This is a genomic window from Stieleria maiorica (assembly GCF_008035925.1).
GTDB classification, from domain to species: Bacteria; Planctomycetota; Planctomycetia; order Pirellulales; family Pirellulaceae; genus Stieleria; species Stieleria maiorica.
In genome coordinates this window covers 7,065,098-7,085,056 of record NZ_CP036264.1, presented here as the reverse complement: position 1 = coordinate 7,085,056, position 19,959 = coordinate 7,065,098, and the positions used below count along the sequence as shown (strand labels likewise).

General features: G+C 60.9%; 2 protein-coding genes (1 of these 2 running past the window's edge). Both read right to left on the bottom strand.

Annotation, left to right across the window (positions count from 1 at the left end; genetic code table 11):
- Window positions 1-8: 8 nt before the first annotated feature.
- Window positions 9-251: a hypothetical protein gene (locus Mal15_RS24130; protein ID WP_147870101.1), complete on the bottom strand. Its 243-nt coding sequence runs from the start codon at window positions 249-251 to the stop codon at window positions 9-11.
- Window positions 248-19,959, bottom strand: the 3' portion of a protein-coding gene (locus Mal15_RS24125; protein WP_147870100.1) for a CARDB domain-containing protein. 18,625 nt of this gene lie beyond the right edge of the window; only the last 19,712 of its 38,337 coding nucleotides appear in the window; the start codon falls outside the window, past its right edge — the gene reads right to left on this strand; its stop codon occupies window positions 248-250. Before Mal15_RS24125 ends, Mal15_RS24130 begins: the two co-directional genes overlap by 4 nt.

Here is a 19,959-nt window from a genome sequence, read left to right as displayed (position 1 = left end):
ATGCGCCGTTAACTGAACAGTCCGATGTTCTCGGGTACCGAACGATAAAACTCCGACTTCTCTTCGTTAGACTCAGCAGCTTGCTCCACGAATTTGGCGAACTGATTCCGTTCACGCGTGGATAGCTGCTGAAGAAGAAACGCTATTTCTTCGAGCTTGGCCACCGAAACGTCAGGATCCACTAAGTCATCATCACAATTCGCAAAAAAGTCAATCATGTCTAGTGTGAGCTGCATTAAGTGTTTGTTCATACGGGAATAACCTTGATTGCAATGTTCGTAATTAGTTGATTGGCAAGTAGATTTGCTGCACGTTTTGCCTCAGCTTCTGTTGGGACCTCCCAACGTCCCACGTAATTGTTGGCAGATAACGCTTCCGATTGGCGTGTTGCTTGCCGCTTGGACTTTGGAAAGGTCGTAATCGCGCGTTTTCTGTCCACCAAGGTTTCACCATCTACGCCATCAAACTTTGCTCTGCGGCGTTGTCCAGATTTATCAATGTAGTCAAGAGCAGGAGCTTTTCCTTTTCGAGAGCCGGGAGCATTCTCGTCATAGAACCTCGCTTCTTTTGACATATGGGCATGCTCATTAACCCATGTGATCTTTCCCTTCTTGCTTGCCAACCGATGCTGATTTCGAGCTACAAACTGGCGCCAAGTGAGTGTCCCACCGGTTCGTTTGTATTGGCCAAAACGTCCTTTAAGCTGGTTGAGAGTGTACTGGTTTTGGTTGTGGACGAGGACCCCGCTCGTTCCGACGGCGTAAACATGCTCGCCGTGAATCTCTAGATTGAAGACGGTTTTTCGTCTGGGGACAGTGTCCGTTGCGATCAGATCCTTCGCTCCTGAAAACGCCCTTAGGACGGATTGGCAATCCAAACCTTTCGCGTCTACGAATTGTCCTTTCGCTTCATCCCAAAACGGATGGTCGGGGGTAGTTTGGATGGGGGTGGGTTCTCCTTCGATGGTGAGGGAGAGGATTTCGTGGGCGGTGTGGCGGAAGGTCGATAGGATGACTCGGCCGGGGCCGGGGGGGATGGCCGGGCAGGGGTTGATCGCGGTGATCAGGGCTTCGTTGTGGGCGTCGGCCACCGGGATGTCCATCAACGTGCGTTTGCCGACTTGCACGTTGTTGGTCTTCAGCCAGATGTCGGGCTTGAGCGTCGTGAGTTCCAGGATGTCGCCGTTGCGCTTGGTGACTTTGGCCGTCACCGCGACGTATTGACTCCAGTCCGGTTCGATCAAACAGGGATCGTGGCGGTCAATCAGAGGGTTCTCGCCCAGCACCCGATCGCCGACGCAGAGTTGTTCGATCGGTTTGGTGGCGGAGCGCCCGTTGGGATCGCCGGAGGGAATGTGGACCGGTGTGCCGGCGACGAAGCAGGCGATCGTTTTGGCGCCGACCGCGCCGGTGATCATCTGGCCGTAGAACCCGTAGGTCAGGCTGGTCTGCAAATCCTGTCCGGTGGCGATCCCGTAACCGAACCCGATCACCGCGCCGCTCGATTCGACCGCCACGGCTTTGGCCGCATACCCGAGTGCGCCGTCCGTTCCCAGTTTCGCGAGCGCTCGCCCGTAAGCCGAATACCCCGTGCCGGTGACTCCGCCGATCAGGCTGCCAGCCATGTATCCGGTTTCCAGGCTTCCGCCGGCGGCGTAGGCCGTTGCCAATCCGGTCAATCCGCCGCCCAGGCCGGCCATCGCACCGACGGGATGCAACGCGCCGAAGGTCGCTCCAAGTGCGACTTGCCACCACACGGCCCCTTCGCCGAGTTCGCCCTGAATGAAGGCGTCGGCGCCGCCGGCCCAAGCCCCCAGCACCGGCATCAACGCGGTCCCACCTGAGACCACGACGACGGCGGCGCTGGCCGCTGCGAGCGCCGTCGTGACCACCGCCGCTTTGGCGATCCGCGTCGCTTCGATTCCCAGGAACGTGTTGTCGGCGATCCCGGCTTGGCCCGACGCGATCCACGACTGACCGACGTCAAAGCCGTAGAAGTCGGCCACGATTCCCGCGCCGACGATCACCGTGTTGGCCACGTCGGAAACGGCGTTGACGGCACCGGCAAGCGTGTCGCTGATGGACGTGTAAACGGCGCTGCCGACCGCCGACGCCCAGGCGATCTCGTCTTGATACGGTTCCAACTGCGTCGCGATGAACCCCGAGACAGCGTTGTAGATATCTGACCCCGCCGCAACAAACGGCGCCGCCGCCGACTGGGCCGTTTGGATCAACTGGTTCGTCGCGTCGACGACGTCGGCGAAGCCGCTGTTTTGATAGGCTTGGTTGATCACCGGCACCAACGCGCTGCCGTAGGTGAACGTGCCGAAGGAGTCGTTGTGGACCAGGACGAAGTGATCGGTCCCCGGCAGCCGAACGTGGTAGTTGTGATGCCGGGCGACACAGAAGTTGAACACCGGAACCGGCGGCGACGTCTCTTGCGAGATCGCCGTGATCGTTAAGCCATCACCGCTGGCGGTTTTGAGTTGATCTCCGGGGCGGAGGTTTTTGGCGAGGGTCCAGCTTTCATGTTTCAGGTTCCAAGTTTCATGTTTCAAGTGCTCCGATGCGGTGGGCTTGGGGCGGACGTAGAAGGGGTGGCCGGCGGTAGTGGCGATTGATGCGTCACCGAGGTGGATGGTGAGGAGTGGTTGGGGTGAGTTGTGGTAGGTTTCGGTGACGGTCCCGGCGATGAGGTTGCCGGTGTGTGCGTCGTCGTTGAATTCGGCGGAAGCGACGGTGTCGCCGGGGACGATTCGTTCGATCGGTTTGGATCGGCCGTCGGCGAGCAGGATCTCGGTTCCGGCGGGGAAACAATATTGCTCGATCGTCGAGCTGCCGGTTTGGGCGTAGCGGTCGACGGTCGCGCTGGAGGACCACTGGCTTCCAGGCGTGATGGCCGGGATGCCGCTCGATTGCACGTCGCGGAACGCGGCTGCGGAAAGGCTGCCGACCGGTGCGACGGCGCGAGACGAGATCGGCGAAGCGGAGACTTCGCCGAGTGATTCGGCGCCGCCGGCCGTCGGGAGCGTTGGTGCGGTGCCCAGAACCATCGGGACACCGGTCGGTGAATGATCCAGATCGCCGACCGTGCCCGTCGGGGCGTTGGAGGTGTCGACGAAATCGATCAGTGCGTCGTAGCGTCCGTTGCCGGTGATCGTGAGATCGATGTCACCGTCGATGTAGTTGCCCTGCGCTCGGACGATTTGATCGACTGCTTCGGTGAAGTCGGTTGCTGCACCCGAAATCGTGCGTGTCCCCGTCACGCTCCCGTCGACTTCGGTAGATCGATCGAACACGCCGGTTTCGCAGCTGGACGTCTCCGTTTCGGTAAAGCGATCCGTGCCCGTCAATGCGACTTCGTAAACGCCCGCGGCGCCGGTGCCCGATTGTGAAAGCGAATAGGTGTCGGATCCTTCCGTGCGTCGCGAGAGGTCTCCGGTCAGTCGGTTCTCGTCCAGATCGACGGTGTAGGTCTTCGTCCCCGAACCGCTGACGGAGGAGTTTCCGTCGAGGCCGCGGTCGATGGTTTGGGTGAAGGAATAGGTGTCGGTTGCCGTGGTCGCGTGCTCAAAGCTGCCGGTCAAGGTATTGCCGGTAGAGTCGGTTTCGGCGACGTCGGTTGACGTGGAATCGAAGTCGACGGTGAGTCCGCCGACCGTTCCGTCCTGGGTTAGCGTTGTTGTCGTGGTGGTGTCGGCGTGTGACGTGACCGCGCCGGTGACGGAGTTGCCGCTGGAATCGGAGGCGGTTTCTTGGGTCACCGTGTTGACCGCGGTGTGGTCGTGCATTCCATCGGCGGACTGGACCGTTTGGGTCGTCGTGACGGTCGCGTCCGATTGGTCGGAACTTGTGAACACGCCGCTGATTCGGTTTCCGGATTGATCACCAATCGAGTTGCCCGCGGCGTTTTCGGCGATCGCGAGACGGGTGCCCGTGGCGTCGGTCAACGATCGGGTGACGGCCGAGGTGAACTCGACGGCGGTCGCATCATCGAAGGTTCCGACGACGGAATTACCTTCTTCGGTCGATGAAGACGTCGATTCGATGTGCGACGTGGCGGTGTAGGATTCGCTGCGGGTGCCGGCTTCGTTGACGTCGGTCGTGGAGGAACTGGAAGTCGACGCGGTGTAGACGCCGGTGATCGCGTTTTCGGAGGATGATGAAGCATGCGTGCCGCTGCGGGTGACGGTTTTCTGGTCGCTGCCGTCTGCGTAGGTCGTTTGTTTGGTGTAGTTGTACGTCTCGCTGGATGAAGACGTGGTCGACGAGGCCGACGTGATTTCGTTTCCGGTGGTCGAGACGAGTCCGGTCGTCGACCTGGATTCGGTCAATGTGAAGAACCGGTCAGCGATCGTCCCGGATTGATCGCGAGTCGACTCGCGGTCGGATTCACGGGTTTCGTTGAAATCGCCGCTCACGCGGTTGCCGCTGGCGGTCGTGGTGACTGATGATGAATGGTTCGCCTGGCCCGTGACGTTGCGATCGGTGTTGGATTGCGATAGATCGTCGGCGGAGGTCGACGTGGTGGTTGACGTCCAGGTGTACAAACCGGTGATGTCGTTGCCGATTTGCCGAAAGACTTCGTCAACGGTGCGAGATGTCTCGCTGTTTTCAGTCTGGGTCTGGTTGGTGGAGGATCCGGTGCCGGAGGAAACCGTGTTGCGGGCGGTGTCTTCGGTGAAGTCGCCGCTGGTTCGATTGCCGCTGCGGGTGGTGGAGGACTCGGTGGTCGTCGCGGCGGTGGCGGACGCGGAGGAAGTCTGGTTTTGTGACGATTGCGTGGTCGTGGTTGCCTGTGTCGAAGTCGACTCGGTCTGGTAGGTGTCGAAGCGTGTGTTTCCGGTTTCGGTTGACGTTTCCGACGTCGTTTCGGTTTGTGCGGTCGTGGCGACGGTCAGTGATTGGTTTTGGGTTTGTCCGGTCGCGGAGGCGGAGGACTCGATCGTCATCGCGGATGTGTAGTCACCAGTGATCTGGTTTCCGCTAGTTGTGGTAGCGGACTCGGAGTTGCCGTCGCGCTGGAGTGTCTTCGTTTCCGTCTGATTCGTTTCCGTTTCACTCTGCCGGTACGTTTGCTCGATCGTCGAGGTGGATTCATAAACCCCGGTGATCGCGTTCTCATTGCCAGAGCTTGTAGAGGTTGATTGAGTGAATTCGGTGGAGGTGACGGAGAGTGTTTGGTTCGTGTCGTTTTGTAAAACGGTTTGTTCGTCGGTTCCGGTGGACTGGTGGGCGGATGTGCCGGTGATCGTGTTGCCCGAGGACGATGATTCGCCGGTGCCTTCGGAGCTGGTCGTGACGACGCTGGTCAGCGTTTGGTTGGTGGTCGTTTCGGTTTCAGTGCCGTTGTGACTGGAGGTGCCGGATTGCGAGAACTCACCGGTCACGTTGTTGCCGGTTCGCGTCGTGGTCTGGTTGGATGTCCAGGACGCGTTGGACTGGTGGGTCAGCGATTGGTTGGAGCTCGACTCGCTGCCGGAGTTGGTCGCCGCGGTCGTGGTGGTGCTGGAATGGACGCCGCTGATCGAATTGGACGTCGATTCGGTGTCGCTGGTCGAGGAAGCGGTGAATGTCGTTTGGACGGTCACAAGCTGGCCGTTCGATTCGGTGGAGGTGCCGGCCGAGGTTGATTCGCTGTGGTGGGTGACGATTCGTGTGCCGGCGATCTCGTTGCCGGTTTCGGTGGACGTGCTTTCGCGGGTGCTGCTGGAGACCTTGGTCGCGCTCAGATCCAGGTAGGCGAAGGATTCGGTGAAGGTCGAAGCGGAGTTGGACGACCCGGACGACACGTAGGCGCCGGTAATGTGGTCACCGTTGGTGGTCGATGTCGAAGACGACGTGTTGGTGGTCGCGTTGTTCGACGTCGGTCCGATCTGATTCGACTCGGTCGCCTGATGCGACGACGACGTGGTCACCGTGGACCGGTACGTTCCATCGATCGCATTTCCCGATTCGACGGTTTCTGTCGTTGATTCGCTGTTGAAGGTGGAGTCGACGACGAGCACTTGGTTGACGTCTCGGCCCGCGCCCGAAACGGTGTTGATCGAGGTCGATTCGGTCTGATAGACGCCGGTGATGTGGTTGCCGGAATCCGACGCGGTCGTCGAAGTCGTGGCGGACTGCGTGAGCGTGACCGAGAGGGTTTGGTTTTCCAGTGAAGACGTGGAGGTGGTCGTTTCGGAGTGGGTGGATTCGGACGCGTAGCCACCGGTGATCGTGTTGTACGTCGCGGTGGACGACGCCGTCGACTCGGAGGTCGTCGATTCGCTGACCGTCTCGGTTTGCACGGAACTGGACGCGGTGGTTTGTCGGCTGGACGTGGCCGAATCGGTCGATGAGGAATCGCCAGTGATAGAATTCCCGGTGCTGGTCGACTGGGTGGTTTCCGAGGAAGTGACCGTGGCGTTTGATTGGTAGCCTTGATTGACGGTGGTTTCGGAGCGGACGTCGTTGGTGGTGGTTGTTGATTCGCTGGTGAAGTCCCCCGTGAACCGATGATTCGTCGAGGTAGCTTCGGTGTGCGAGGTTGCCGCGGAGGTGATCGCGACGTCGAGGCTTTGGTTCGAGTCGGTCTGAGTCAATTCGGAGGTCGCGTCGATCGTCAACTGCGATGTGCTGGTTCCGGCGACGTTGTTGCCCGCAATCGACTCGGTCGTTCGCTCGGTCGTGTGCAGCGTCGAATCGACCGTCAGCGGCCCGTTCGTTTCCTTGGCGACACGCGTGCGATCGGACTGCGATTGGGACGTGCTTTCGAAGACGCCGGTCGTGTTGTTTCCCGTTCCCGCGTTTTCGTAGGAACTGGATTCGGTGATCGTGTAGTCAACGTCGAGCGACTTGTTTTCGTCGGTTCCGGTGATCTGAGAGGTTTGGGAGCCGACGATCGTTTCGCTGAACGCGCCGGTGATCACGTTTTCGGAACGCTGGGCGGTGGATTCAAACGATGTCGATTCGGACGCTTGGGCGCTAAGCGTTCCGTTGGTCGCGGATTCTTCGCGAGTCCGCGTTCCGGAATTTTCGGTCGTTTGCGTGTTTTCGGCGGCGATCGCGTTGCCGGTGAACGTTGTGGCTCGGGTGACGGATTCGGCGATCAGAGCGGCGACGGACAGCGATTGGTTTTGCAGCGCAGTTTCAAGAGTGCTGATGGTCGATGTAGCGATGGATCCGCTGCGGTCGCCGGTGATCGAGTTGCCGGTGGTTTGTTCGCTGGACGTTTCGGATTCGGTGGCGAGGACGGTGTTCGTCGACGTCTGATTGGTCGTCGATTCGTCGGACTGTCCTGTCGTGGTTGATGTGGCGGTGCGGGAGAAGTCGCCGGTGATTTGATTCCCGGATTCGTCCAGCGCGGAGCTTGACTGTGTGGTGGTCGTGTTCTCGATGCGTTCGGTTTGGTTGGCAGCGACGGTGTGGCGTGTGGATCGGGACTGAATCGACGTCGTTTCGGTGAAGGTGCCGGAGAGGGCGTTGGAGTTGCGGCGGGTGGTTCCGGAGGTTTCGTCGTTGAGGGAAAGCGTGGTGGTTTCGAGACCGTTGGCGGATTGGTCGGCTTGCCGAGAGGTCTCGGAGAATTCGCTGGTGACGTCTTTGGTGCCTTCGATTGTGTTGCCGATCAAGGTCGTGGTGCCGGAGCTTTTCGATTGCACGGACGTTGTGACCGTGAGGGTACCGTTGGTCGTGGTGTCGCTTCGAGTGAGCGCCGATTCGTCGCTCGTGATGCGGGTGTAGTCGCCACTGGAGTGATTGCCCGTGACCGATCCGACGCTGGTGCTGGTGCCGGCAGAGGTCAGTTGGGTGGTTCGTGTTTGATTAACGTTGGTTTGGGACTCGCTGGTGGTGGATTCGTTTTGCCAGGAATCGGAGTAATCGCCGGTGACGGAGTTGCCGCTGCGATCGGACATGGAAACCGTTGTCGCGGTCGACGCGGTGGTTTTGTGGAGGGTCTGGTTGGTTTCGACCGTTGACGCCTCGGTCGTTTGATTCAGCGTCTCGGTGGATTGAAAAAGCCCCGTGGCGTTGTTGCCGGTCGAGGCGCTGGTCGTCGTCGACAGTGTGGTTTCGGTGCCGGTGATGGTCTTGGGACCGTTGGCCGAATCAAATTCGCGGTCGACGGTGGTCGATGCCGATCGGGATTCGCTAAAGTTGCCTGTGTTGGCATTGCTGTCACTGGTGACGGTGATGGAGGAGACCGATTCGGAGATCTCGGTGGACGCGAAGGTTTGGTTGGTGAGGGTCGATTCCGAAGTCGTCTCGGTCGAGAGTTGTTGTTCGGATTGACTGGTGCCGAGGATCCGATTGCTCGATTGGTTCGCCGTCGTGGTCGAGGTCGTTTGGGTGTCGGTTTCGCGGCGGAGTGATTGGTTGATGATGATGGAGTGCGAGGATTGGTTGTCGGTCGAGATGGACTCGCTGGTGAAGATCCCGGAGAGTTCGTTGCCGGACGCCGAAGTGGATTGCGTTGACGTCGCAGTTGATGTCTCGGATCGGGTGAGGCCTTGGTTTTCGTTCGTCGATGAACTTTCCCGCGACGACGATGCCGTTGATGAAGATGTTTGGTCACCCGTGATCGCATTGCCCGATTGACCGGCGGATTCGCTGCGAACGTCGATCGTGTGTGACGTGGTCGTGGAGCTGTGATTGCCCCGACGCGAGCGAGTTTCTGATGTGGAGGTGCCGGACGAACTGTTTTCGTAGACGCCCCGGATGCTGTTGGCGGTGCTGGTCGATGTGGTTTCGGAGGTGGTGGACGAAGCCAATAGGGTTTGGTCGTCGTTGCCCAGGGTGGTGCCGGCGGGGATCGATAGGGCGAGGTCGCCCGCGAGGAGTCCGAGTTCCGAGTGCGGATTGATGCGAACGTTCAGATCCGCGCCGATGTCGATTCTGTTGGGGCCACTGAAGGTGACCGCAAGGGAACGTCGACTGGATTGGGATTCCACCTCACGAACAACGTCACCACGGATCGAGTTTCCGATCGATCGAGTCGTCGAAGAAGACTGGCCGGCCGCGGTTTGGTGTGATGTGGTCGTCTGGTTCGTGTTGGCGGTGGACTGTTGTGATTCGCGGAGGACCGATTCGGTGGACGTGAATGCGCCGGTGACGGAGTTGCGGGCGGATTCCGATTGTGATTGACGGGTCGAGAGGCTGGACGAGGTAGACGACTGCGAGAGCAGGCTGGACGATCCGGTCGAAGATTGTGTCGCCGAAGATTGGATCCGGGTGACGGCTCGGCCGGTGATACGATCCCCTTCCACGTTCGAGTCGGAGTTTTGGTCGACGATCAGCGTCTGAGACGACACGGCGTCCTGGTTCACGTCGGACGTGGTCGTGGTCGACGAAATGCGCGACTGGGTGGACGTGGAGAACAGACCGGACAGCGTGTTGGACTGCGAGACGATTCGACTGGACGAATCGCTTTGGGAAGTTTGCTCGGTGCGGGATGTTTGGTGGGTGGTGGTTTGGGTGGAGGTCGATTCGGACCGATTGTCTTCCTGTTTGGTCAGGTTGCCCGAGCGCGCGTCCCCCTCGCCGAAGTACTCCGATTCGCTGGTCGCTGTCTCACGTGTGTCGACGGTACGCGAGACACCCGACGCGTGGGTGTTGGTTGAACGGCTGGTCGTTTCCGATTCGCCGAAGCTGTAGCCGTTGAAGGTGTAGCGGCCTTGTTTGGCGTTGCCGGATTTTTCGGATTCCGATTCGGTTTCGGTGTGCGTGGTCGAGGTTGATTGAATCGTCTGGTTGTTGGTGGTGGAGGTCGAATCGCCGGTCGAAACGGAGTCGGAAACGATGGTGAACTCGCCGCTTTTCTTGTTACCCGTGGTTTCTTTGGTACCGGTGGTTTGGCCGGTCGCGTGGGTGATGGTTCGGCTGGGGCCGTTGTCGGTGACGGTGTCGGTGGTGTAGGACTGGTCGAACCGTTCGTCGTAGACGTAGTCGCCGCCGAACAGGTTTCCGGACTGGTCGATCAACGACTCCGTCACGCTTTCATGGGTCGACTGCACGCGATAGATCGCGTCGACCGTGTTGGTCGTGACCGTTTCCGTCGTGGTTTCCGAGGTGTTGATGTTGCTGAAGGAGAACCATCCCGTTTGGTCGTTTCCGGTCCCGGTGACGATGGACGTCGAGATGCTGTTGGTGACGGACGTGTTTTGATGGCCTTGATTGGTCAGCGTGGTCGATTGGTTGCCTGTCGAGGTCGACGTGGTGGACAGGTTGAAGGCTCCGGACTGGCTGTTGCCGGACTTTTGCATCGTCGTGACGACTTGGTTAGATCCTGACGTGGTCGTGGTTTGGGGTCCGTTGGTCTGGCGTCGATCGGTGATGATTGCGTTGGTGGTCGTCGTGACGGTGATCGAATAATCGCCGGATTTCCCGACCGAGCCGTTGGACTGGACCACGCGTGTGCTGGTCGCTGCGTCAAGAAACTCGAATCGCTGGCGTCCGCCCTGGTGATCCGATGTGGTCGTCGTCTCGATGCGTAGATTGCGCTGGGCCGAGTCGTTTGAACCAGATTCGGTCAACACCTCGATCGTCGACTCGGTTCCCCGCATGACGAAGTTACCGACCAGCGAGCTTCCACCGCCGCCGATCAGTCCGTCGAGTTGGCCGACAAGATCGCCATCGACGTAGCGCTCGCCGCTGGTGGTGTACTGGGTCTGCTTTTGCGACCGCAGCGTCCATTCGAATTGTCCATCGTTCCACGTCTTCTCGTCGACAAAGTTGCTGGCGATCGTGGATGTGGTGGTGGCGTTCTGGCTGGATGAATTCGATTTGGTCGTCGCGGTCAGGTCGGCGGTTCCGTCAAACGCGGTCTCATAAGAAGCGACGTTGAAGGCGGCGGGGGCAAAGCTGACCCCGTCGACGGAGCCGCGCGCGATGACTTTTCGAACATTGACGCCCGAGCCGTCGCCCCGTTGGCTGGCGTTCGGTTCGCCCTGGCCGTTGCTGCCGGCGGTTTCGTACCCGAAGGCGTAAGAGAATCCGGCCGTTCCGAGCGAGACGACTTCATAGGTCCCCGCGGCGCGATCGAGGGCAACGTGTGTGGACAGACCGAAGGAAGTCGGCGCTGCACCGGTTCCGCCCGATGCGGAGCCTCCGCCACCGCCTTGATCGCGGTCGGTGATCGGTGATGCGAAGCTTTGCACTTGCGGCGTGATCGAGTTGCCGTCGTCGTCGGTCAACGCCAGACGCTGGATGTTTTCTTCGCTATTGACGTCGATGATGTTGGCCAGGGTGACCGCCAGGCCACCGGTTTCGTTTTTCGTGTCGGTGATTTGGACGGTGATCGCGTAGGGGCCTTCGCGGTGATAAGCGTGATCGGCAACGACTTCAAAGCTGAGTGGGATTGCGGCTGAGCCGCTGGTCGTTTGACGCACCCGACCGACGGCGGTTTCTCCGTCACCGAAGTCGATCGTGGCGACGAATTGGGACGCGGATGCGGTGGGATCGCCGGCGATGAAGGAGGCGATCGCGGCGCCGTCGTCACGGGCGAAGGTTGCGTTCTCGCTGATCGGGCGGCCTTCGAGCGCGTAGACGACTTCGCCGGTGGCATACACCGGTGCCGTTGCGCGAACGACTGTCTGGCCGGTGGAGAACACGATTTGTCCAGAGTTGTTGACGATGTCAAAGCCTTCGATCTTGTCGACCGCTCCGATCCCGGGCAGGATTTCACCGAGATCGACGACTTTCCCGTGGCCGACGAACAGCGGCCCCGGCAGCACGTCGCGGTCGGTGTCGGAGGGAAAGTAGAACTGAGCCGAGTGCAGGCCCTGTGTGCCGTTTCCGTCGGCCGCCATGAAGGAGACGGTCAGGAACGGTGTCCCGACCGATGGGGTTTTGCCGCCGGTGAGTTGGCCGGCCAACCCCTGTGTCAGGTCCTCGCCGATTTCACAGAAATTGCCTCCGCCGCCTCCGCCGTTTTCACCGCTTTGGTCGTCGATGTCGCCGCGATCGCTGGTCCCGGTGCTGAGCGCCCCGTTGATCCCGATCGGGCCGCCGAGCAGCGAGGCGATTCCGCCACGGTCGGCGCCGTCCACGTCGACCTCGTTCGCGTCCAACACGCCGTCGCCGGATTCGCCGACCACCTTGACCCACTGGCCCGTTTCGGGATCGATCGCATAGATGCCGCGTCCGAGCGGCCCGTCGGCCGCGGCTGCGATCACGCCGGTGTCGCTGATCGCGATTTCGTCACCGATCGCCGTCAAACCGAAGGACTTGATTTCACCGTCGATCGACATCGCCTTGACCATTCCGTCTTGGACGAAGGCGGACCATCCGGTGTCGGACAGTTGAACGTTCTTGACCGGCGAATCGATCAGGCTTCGAACGTAGGGCTGGTCACGTTCGCGGCTGAACGTCACCAGGCTCAGCCCGGGATCGACTTCGGAGTCATTGGTGTCGGCGACGAAGACCGCTTCGCCACGATTGTTGACCGAAGCAGACTCCGGGTGAATGGATACGAACGGAGTGACGTAAAGCTGGTCGACGTAGATCGGCATCAGCGACGTCACAAGCGCGGTCGATCGCAACGTCGTCAGGTTGATCGCGTCGGGATGTTGAAAGGCGTTCCAAACAGGATTGACCGGTGTGAAGAAGGCGCTGGACCAGACCGGGTCGACGGTCCAGATCCGCGGGACCATGGTGAATTGGGCCGTTGCGGCGGTGCCCAGCAGCGGCGGCAGCACGGCGGTGGTCTGGGCGAACACCATGTCCAGCATCGTGGGGTCGCCCCAACGCAGTCCGGCCGCAGCCAAGCCTTCATCACCGACGGCGATTTGGCGCGGGCTGGCAAAGTTGTTTTCCGCCGGCGGGATACGTTCAGCCAGTTGGCCATCGCCAGTGTCTTCACTGCCGGTGTCTTCACCCCCGGTGTTGCCATCGCCACCAAACGCGGCACAGAAGTTCGTGCCACCACCACCCTGGGCCGCGTCGCCCGATCCGGGAGTCGGCAACGGGTTGTACAACCGATCGGCGTTCCACAGTTCGGCATAGGTCATCGCGACGTTGGTTCCGGTCAACAACGGCAACCCCAACGCGACCATTCCGGTGATCGCGCGGGCGTTGAGTTGGCGTTGCGCATAGACTCCGTTGGCGTCGTTGACTTGAACGGTGTCGCTGAAACGCATCATCGGCGAATCGCTGAGTTCTCCTCGCGGCGGTGTTGAAACACTGTTTTCGCCGAAGACCAACTTGTCGGGGATCAACGGTTTGACGCCGCCGGTTTCATCCCAGATGTACAGGTTGTCTTTACCGTCTTCGGTGGCTGAAAACGCGACCAGGCCATAGTTATTGATCGAGACACCACTGCCGATTCGTTCGTATCCGTCGGCGACCTTGTCAAAGCTGTACGCGGAGGGGCCGCTGCGGAGGACGATTTCGACGACGCCCTGGCTGGAGGCTTGACTGGATGGTGGGGCTGCAAATCCAGATACCAGCGGAGAAGCGATCGGTGATTGCGGTGTTGCTTCGGTGACGGTGTAGGTAAAGGTGTCGATGACGTCGACGCCGTCGGCTTGCAGTTGCCGCAGGGTGTCGCTGGTGGTCGGGTCGTAGCTGAAGCTGCCGTCGGCGTTGACGACCACGCGTGCGCCGTACTGGCTGTATCCGTCAAAGGAGGCCTGCAGCGTGGTGGCGCTGGAATCGGTGTCGGGGTCACGGTCGTTGGTCAAGACGCCTTCTGCGGCCGAGACATCGAGCCGCCGAGAGGCAACCGTCCAGAAACCTCGCTCGATGCCGTCGTCGCCCGCGACGGGGGCGTCGTCGACGCCGACCACTTCGATGGTGACCGTGGCGGTGGAGGTTGCGCCAAAATCGTCGATCACCGTGTAGGTGAAGGTGTCCAGCGCCCGCTCGCCTGCAGCCAACTCGGTGAACACACCCGTCGGGTCGTAATCAAAAGTGCCATCGGGGCGCAGGGTCACGGCCGCGCCGCCGGCGGACAACGCATCGGTCAGACTGGGATCGATCAGCAACGGCAGCGGCGAGTCGGGGTCAGAATCGTTTCGCAGCAGGCCGTCGGCGAGCGTGGTTGTCAGACGCCCGTCCGCCGCGATGCCGTTGTATCGATCGTCGATCGAACGCGGCGCATCGTTGACGCCGATGACCGCAAGCGAGACGGTTTGTGGCAACGAGTTATCCCGGCCGTCGGTCAACCGAAAGATGAAATGATCTTCTGCGGTTTGGCCCGGAGCGAGGGATTGGATCGTGGCGATGTCGGCGGCGTCGTAGCTGAATGTTCCGTCATCGGCGATCATAACGCTCGCGCCCAAGTGACTGGTGACCGTTTCGACAACAGACGCCAGCGGCGGGTCGGAGGGCAAACGATCGGCGTCACTGGAAGCGGCCAACAGGCTGTCAAAGCTTGTCGGATCGATCTGTCCGTCTTCCGTGATGGTTGCCGACAGGGACGCGGCGGTCGGCGGTAGATTGACCTCGCTTTGCACCCAGAGTTCGGCGACGGCGGGCGAGCTTTCCGCTTCGCCGTCGGTGATCGTGTACGTGATCTGGTCGATCAGATGCTCACCGGCTGCGAGGTTGTCAAACAACGCCACACCGGACGGGTCGTAGCGGAACGTCCCGTCGACTCGTGTCACGCTGGCCCCCAAGGCACTGGTCATGGCGATCGATGCAACGCTGATCACATCGTTGACATCCGGATCGCTGTCGTTGCGGAGCAGGTCCGCGGTGTCGATCGCGACTGGGATTCCCGCTCGTGTGTGCAGCGATGGCGTGAAGAGTGTCGGCGTATCCGCGTGCGCGATGGGATCATGATTGTCACCGGCGACTTGGATTAAGACGCTGGCCGAGTGCAGACTGAAATCTGCGGCCCGCACGGTGTACTGTAAGACGTCGGTGATGGATTCGCGCGATCCGACGCCTTCATAAATCCGTCCCGGCGAGAGGGTGAAGCTGCCGTCGGGATCGACCGAGACTGCCGCCCCCCAACGCGTGGTCGAATCGAATTCAACGATTGACGTGACCGCTGCGGCATCGTTGGCGAGCAGACCATCAGCGACATCGACCGACAGCAACGCTGACGCGCTGGCAGCGTAGTAATCGCTGACGGCGATAGTTCCGGCGGCGGATGGAACTGCGATCGCGACGTTGACCAAGTGTGTTTGCCCACCGTCGGCCAGATCCGCGACGGTTTCGCCCGCCAGTCCCGGCGTCGGTGCGGTGTCGGCAGTGAAGCGGAATGTCAGCCGATTCGACCCGGCCAATCCGTCGGCGGGATCGTTGGGCGAAACGACGATTTCCGTGGCACCGGCGGTGTAGGCGAGCGACCAAGCGGGTGGAGCGACGATGTCGGCGAGGGTGACATCGCTCGGGACAGGAAATCGGATTTCATCAAGGCGTAATGTGGGGTCGGCAGCCGCGGTCGCGGTCACCACGTAGCGATAATGGTCGCCGATCGGTGTGACGCTGGATTGCAAATCGGCGTGCCGCGTTGAGTCTTGCGTCCAAGTGACGACTGCCGTTTCGCTTCGACGGCCTTCGCTGTCGCTGGCGCGGAAGTAGATCGCATGTTGCCCATCGAGAAACGGTCCGCCGTGAATTGATTCCAGATCCGTTGCGTCGAGTGTGAATCGGCCGGCGGTGATTGAATCGGTGACGTCGACGACGCGACCGTCAAAGCTCGAGTCGGTGCTGACGAAAACACTTGCGAGCGGCGACTCGGAATCCACTCGGCCCTCGACGATCGGCGGTGTGATGTCACCTTGATCGGTCATCGTCAGCGTCACCACGGGAGGCAGCACGCCGCCGCGTGTGAAGACGAACGCTCGCTCGGTCGGGTTGCCGGCCGGATCTTCCGACGCGACAACAAACGCGTTCGCTCCGATTGCCAAGTCGACCACAAAGAAGAATCTGCCGGACGCATCGGCGATCGGCGTTTCCTGTTGACCGGTCATCGTGATCCGGCTGCCGGGTTCCGCGATGCCGGCCAAAGTGACTTGATCGTCCGTCGTGTGACTCGGATCCACGCTGCTTCGGTGCAGCGGCAGCAGCTCGAGCGAGAGTTCCGCGGGAGGCTGATCATCGATCGACAGCACCAGCGGATCGCTTGGCCCGGCCACGTTTCCGGCGGTGTCTTCGATCGTTGCCGTGACTTGGTAGGTGCCCGACGCGAGTGCCGGCAGCGTGTACTGGGCGACGCCGGTCGAATACACGTCGCCGGATAGGACGCCATCGACAAAAAACGTGACCAATGCGCCACGCTCGGCGAACAACCGTACGGTCGGCTGAATTTCGGCCGTCAGGTTGTCGAATGGATCGTGACCGAGATCGCTGGCGGTCAGCAGATCGGGACCGGATTGAATCGGTGGTGCGTGGCGATCGAGATCAAATTGCAATGTGGCGGACGATTCGTTCCCGAACGCGTCGGTGGCCAGCAAGGCCACTTGATAGCGACCGTCGGGCAGCGGCTGGCCGGCCAGGCTGTCGAGCGTCGAAGGGGCGATGGATAACGTATCACCGGCCAGTGACGCCGAGATGTCGAGTGGCGGGAATCCGTTGATCGATCCGATCAGCGACTGGATCGTCGAGGCGTCGCGGAGCGTTCCGCTGATGGATGGGTCTTGGGTGATCCGATCGTTGTCGCTGCGACCGGTGTCGTTGGTCAAACCGATTTCGAACGTCGGGCCATCGGAATCGATGAAGACGACTTCCAACGGAACCGTTTGTACGTTTCCGGCCGGGTCGGTGGCGGTCACCGAGATCGGATTGCTGCCCGGGGCGAGCTGAACAGCATCGATCGAATAATTACCAAAGCCATCGGCAACGGCAAAGTTGGGCCGGCCGTCGATTTCCAACCGTGTGCCCGGTTCGGCGGTACCGACCAAAGAAACGTGTTGTGAAGCGGTGTGAAAGGGACCGCCCAAGTCATCGCGGCGGTGCGGAGTGTCCAGGCGGATCGTCGGTTCGACCAGTGAGGTGTCGACGGTGATGAAGCGGGGCACCGTGAAGGGGCTGACGTTGCCGGCGGCGTCGACCGACTGGGCGACATAGCGATGCCGGCCGGGCGACGCGTCGACGGCCAGGTGAACGGTTTCGGAAGCCGCGACCCGTGCCACTTCGTCGCCGTCGGCAAACAGAACCACCTCGGCGTCGTCACTGATTGCGCCGCTGATGAAAGTCAGCGTCGTGCTATTGGTGATGGAGTCACCGGCGGTGCCGCTATCATCGTCGCCGTGCAAGACCAACGGCGAGGGCACGGCGGGGCGTGATGCATCCAACAGATAAGTCAACTCCGCGACGTCGGATGCATGGCCCAAGACGTCAGTCGCTCGCGCGCGAATGGTGACTTGACCGTCATCCAGTCGATGCCCGGCGATCGTTTCCAGGACGCTGCGGGTGAGCGTGAAGGTGTTGTCGTGGAGCGATCCCAACGAATTGACAAAGGGGCCGCCGCCCGCGCTGATTTGAAAACTGGCGATCCGGCTGGCGTCGTCGATGGTTCCGGTGACCGTTGGATCGTTCGTCAATCCGTCCGAATCGGACTGTCCGGTGTCGCTGGCCAAGGCCAAACGGATTTCGGGGGCGGACAAGTCGGGTGCGTCAAAGCGGACCGACACGATCGTTTCACTTGCGTTTCCGGCCAAGTCTTCGGCAACCACGCGGAACCGATTGACACCATCGGCAAAGCGCAGGTTGTCGATGCGGAAGCTGCCGTCGGCGGCCGCGATTGCCTCGGCGGCGGCGGTTTGCGAGTCGAGTCCGCGATAGATGCGAACGCTCGCGTCCGGTTCGGTTGTCCCGGCCACCGTGCCGGCGTCGGAGCCCGTAGCGGGCAGTTGCAGGTCGACGACGGGGGACGCCGGTGCAGTGGTGTCGATGCTGACATCCAGTGCCGCGCCCGCCGCTTGCGTGTTTCCGGCAACGTCGGTCAGCGACGCGGTGATCTGGTGCAAGCCTTCCGTCAGGCCGGGCAACGTGACCTCGCCGATTCCCGCCGGCAAGCGGACTTCCGTGTGCTGCGTTCCATCGACAAAGAACGTGACCGTCACCGGTTCGGGCACATCCAATACCACGTTAAGCGAACTCGCGCGAGTAATTCCATCACTCGAATCGCGACCGAGATCACTGGCCGGCGAGAGCAGGATTTCGCTCGGGACCTGGGGAGCAGTCCGGTCAAGCGTGAAGGAGATCGAGCTCGGCTGCGAGGCGTTTTCATACTGGTCCACGGCAACGAGGTGGAAGGTCACCTCTCCATCGTCCAGGGGCAGTCCCAGGATGGCGTCAATGAGCGTTTGGTTGATTTCAAAGGTATCCCCGGTGATGGCGACGGAAACGTCGAACGACCCTACGTCCGAGCGTGTCGATTGGTTGCCGGAGACGGATTCGATGGACAGGAACAGTCCGGTCACGTCGGAGTGGTCGGCAAGTGCGCCGCGGATCGCCGGCGAAGACGTGACGGCATCGCTGAAGTAGTGCCCGGTGTCCTCGGCCAGGGACAACGCGATCGTCGGCGGATCGGATTCCAATCGCGGCCGGAACACGTTAATGCTGCGTGTCCGCTCGTTCCCCAAGACATCGGCGGCGGTGACGGTGAATCGATTGGGGCCGAAGCGGAGCGGAATGTCGCCGAGCTGAAACGTCCCGTCGGCGTCGGCAATGATGGTGTTGTCCACGTCACCTGCCAAAGAAACTCTCGCGCCGGGCTCGGTGATTCCGATCAACGTAATCTGTTCCCGGTCGGTCGTTTGATCGCCCGCGGTGCCCGTGTCGCTGCGTGGATCCAAATCCAGCGATGGGATCAGCGGAGCAGTCGTGTCGATGGTGATGGCAAGCGATTGCGAGGATGCGCTTCGGTTACCCGTGGGGTCTTCGGCGGTTGCGGTGAAGGTGAACGTCCCGTCACCGAGCGATCCAAGATTCACGGGGAAATCGACGGGGCTTTGCGCGATCCCCAAACCGACTTCGCGGCCGTCGCGGTACAGACGCAGGATGCTGTGGGTTTCGCCGATCGATCGAATCATGACGTTCGGATTTGCGACGGTCAAAGCCGATGAGACGTTGCCTTGGTCGTCCAGCAACATCGGCGCCGACGGAGTGGCCGGCGCGGTGACATCGATCGAGAACGTGACGTCCGTGGGATCCGACGCGTTGCCGTATTGATCGATCGCAATCAAGGTCAGCGAGTGTTCGGTCGCGTCGAGCGGTTGCCCGGCGGTCGCAAACAACTCCGCCAGAGGTAACCGCAACGAGTTTTCAGCGGACAAGCGTCCCGAGATTTCCACAGGCGTCGAACCATCGACCGAAATCGTCAGCGAAGCGACCTCGCTGACGTCATCGACCACCAGGGACAACTCCGCGTCGGTTTGAAAGGCGCTGACCAACGGCAACTGATTGTTTGGCAGCGTGACGGCGGCCAAGACTTGGGGCGCGTCCTGATCGGTCGTCAGCCCGAGTCGGTTTCGCCAGGCGACGAAATCATGGCGGTCGATGATCCCTTCGCCCGTCAAATCCCGGTGTCGCAGGTAGCGCGGCGAGTCGGCGTTGGAGTTCAGGCTGATGCGGATATCACGCCAATCGTCGACGTCGACTTCATTGTTGCCGTTGACGTCGCCGAGCAGGCGGAAGAACGGCAGCGGCAGAAACTCGCTGCCCGATTCCGGTCCGCTGGCCAACGTTTGCAACCGGTTCGCACTGCTGGCGATGCCGGCGTTTCGCAGCAACAAATAGTATTGATCGTCGTCGGTGATCAGGTCGTCGACGTCGATCGTCAGCGTGAATGCATCGCGATCATAGGCGAACCGTTGTGGCGGGATTCTGATTTCGTCGCCTTCGTGGTTGACGACAAACACGTCGGCCGGAGCGTCGGCGATCCAGGCGTCTTGATTGAAGGTCACCGATAGTGTGTGCAATCGCGACCGTTGAGTTTCTCCGCCATTGATCTCGAAGGCTCGAATCGACATCGGGCTGACGATCACGCTGCCCACGTCCAACAGCAACGAACGGTCGATGGAGA